Genomic DNA, 2,229 nt, shown 5'->3' on the forward strand with positions numbered 1-2,229 from the left:
TACGTGACCGAAGCCGATGCCATCACGATCGGTGAAGTCGCGGCGATCACCACCAACCGTGTGCTGACGGATGGCACAGTCACCGAAAGCAGCCAGACGGATGCGGCGCAGAGTGATCTGGCCTCCGACGGCCAGCTGGTTCTGCAGACCACCGCAGGCAACATTGAGACGCTGGCCGCGGGCGGTTCAGTGACAGCTGCGGGCAACCTGCTGCTGAAAGCCGGTGGTGCCACCAGTGACATCATCCTCGGGGCCACTGTCACCAGCTCGGGCGGACATATCAGCCTGGACGCCGGGCAGGGTATTGCCCAGAACGCCACCATCGAAACACAAACTGATGGCAAGACCATCGACCTGCGGGCGGTCGGCGTCATCACCATGGATGACGGCGCACAGACCATCACCAATAATGGCAATATCCGCTACATGGCCAAGCCAGCCGGCGTGGCCAATGCAGACAACGTGATCACGCTGGGTGGCCTTGACGCGGGCACCGGCAATATCAGCCTGGTGGCCGGCTCTATTCTGGATGGCGGCGACACCCACACGGATATCATCGCTGATCAGCTGCGCCTGAATGCTACGCTGGGCATCGGCAGCGACGGTACCGACGTCAACGCCATCGACACCCAGATAAATACGCTGAGTGCCTCGTCGCGCGCCAACGGCGTGTTTATCAATGAAACCGATGCACTGGTCATTGATGCGGTGGATGCGATCACCGTCAACACTGTGGCTGCTGATGCTTCAGTGTCCGGTACCACTGACAATCTTCAGGAAGACGTCAACACGATCAATGACGGATCGGTGGTGATAGAAGCAGACGATATTCGCGTTAATCAAGGAGCAACTACCAGCAATTCACGGGCGATCTATGCGATTGGTACCGGCCACATCCTACTTAATGCTCGTGATGGCAGCTTGACTCTGCAAGGTCAGGTGTTAGGTGATGACGGCCACGTGACCCTGCTCGCTTTGAGTGACCTCGAGATGCGCGGTATCGCTGGAATCGTCAGTACGTCTAGCACCAGCATTTATGCCAAGGCTGGTGGAGATCTCGCTATGGCCGATGGCGCAATGGTTACCTCTGGCGGTGGCCACGTGCGTTTCGAAGCGGGCGCTAACATCAACCTCGGCCTTATCAATGCGGGCAGTGGCAATGTGGCGCTGATCTCCGGTGGCGCCGTACTGGATAACCAGACGCCGGTCACTGGCGCTAATGTGTTTGCAGCGGGTCTGTTGATTGACGCGGATGCTGGCATTGCGAGTTCGGGCAACCGGCTGGAAACGTCGGTTACAACCCTGTCGGTCAACAGCGCTGCGGGCAATATCTTCCTGCATGACACCGGCAGTGTGGCCATTGGCCAGGTGACCACTACGGTTCAAGAAGTTGGTAATACTGCGGACCTTACGATAGTTGAAGGCACGCAATCGGACGTCACCACCGTAGCTGGCGACATCACGCTCAGCGCGGCCACCGATTTAACGCTGAACGACGGCGATGAAAATGGAAAATCGGTTGCTAGCATTAGCGGTAATATAACCGTGGCGGCTGGTCGCCATCTCAACTTGCAGCCGAGCGGCAGCATCGTCACTTCTGGTGGCAACCTGGATCTAGACAGCGTTGGCAATACTACGTTAAGCGGCACTGTTGACGTCGCGGGCATCTCTGACCTGACGGTGGGTGGTGCCCTAGTCATCACTGGTGATTACACCGGCGGTGGTAGTGTCACGATAGAGGTGGCGGGCACAACCACTATTAACAGCACGTTTAGCGTTGGGGATGAAGATGCCAATACCGAGAGCAGCTTCACGCTGATCGGTGATGGTGCGATTGTGCTAGGTAATGATGTTGCAAGTGACATTATCTTTACGACGGCAGGCAACACCACGGTCGATGGCGGCGCTGATGTGACAGCCAGCGGATTGCTAACGGTCGGTGGCAATCTGAATCTCGATAGCGTAGGCAGCACCGCGCTGAACGGCACGGTCAATGTCGCTGGCATCTCTGACCTGAACATCGGTGAAGACTTGGCCATCACCGGTTCTTACACCGGTGGCAACAACGTCACGCTGATGGTCGCGGGTATCACTGATTTAGACGGCATGCTAGACGTCACCAACGATCTGCAGATCGACGGTACGGATGCCATTACTTTGGCAGACAGCGTCACGGTCAGTGGCAATGCCACGATCAACGGCGGTTCCTCTGTCAATGTTGATGGCACG

General features: G+C 57.3%; 1 protein-coding gene. It reads left to right on the plus strand.

The window, feature by feature from the left end; translation table 11 throughout:
• Positions 1–2,229 (plus strand): beta strand repeat-containing protein (locus ELY33_RS17920; RefSeq protein WP_167470108.1); only part of this gene is annotated, 2,229 nt, incomplete at both ends.

This window comes from Vreelandella andesensis, assembly GCF_003989795.1.
GTDB lineage: Bacteria > Pseudomonadota > Gammaproteobacteria > Pseudomonadales > Halomonadaceae > Vreelandella > Vreelandella andesensis.